Annotated in this window: 1 protein-coding gene; it reads right to left on the bottom strand. The window is 53.9% G+C overall.

All coding sequences use genetic code 11. The features are described 5' to 3' along the window. Window positions 1-356: hypothetical protein (locus GYB81_RS23860; RefSeq protein WP_218573893.1), on the bottom strand; the 356-nt coding region annotated here is incomplete at both ends.

Below are 356 nucleotides of genomic sequence, written 5' to 3'. Positions count from 1 at the left end.
GCTCTCCTCCGGCGGCAGCTTTTTAAAGATGCCTTTGATCATGTAATACATCGCAGCCAACACCAGCAGCGCGACCAGGATCACCAGCTTTGGATAGTATTTTTGCGTGAAAAAGGCGGTGCCCCAGAAAGAAAGCCACACCAACATGGCGCCCTGTACCAGCACCTGCAGCGAGCACGCCAGCATTAAAAAGGGACGCGCCAGGCGGAGGCTGAGTAACTGCCCCCGTCGGCTTTTAAATGCCAGCGCACTGAACAGAAGGATCATCAGCAGAATGACGCCGCTGAAAACCATCGTCCATAGAGCGACTTTGCCGATGAGATAAAATTGCGACAGTTCGGAACCCGGTCCACAGA

The sequence above is a fragment of the Pseudomonas yangonensis genome (genome assembly GCF_009932725.1).
In the GTDB taxonomy this organism is placed as follows: Bacteria; Pseudomonadota; Gammaproteobacteria; order Pseudomonadales; family Pseudomonadaceae; genus Aquipseudomonas; species Aquipseudomonas yangonensis.
Note: the sequence above shows the minus strand (reverse complement) of the source record. Positions and strands in the feature narration are given on the sequence as shown.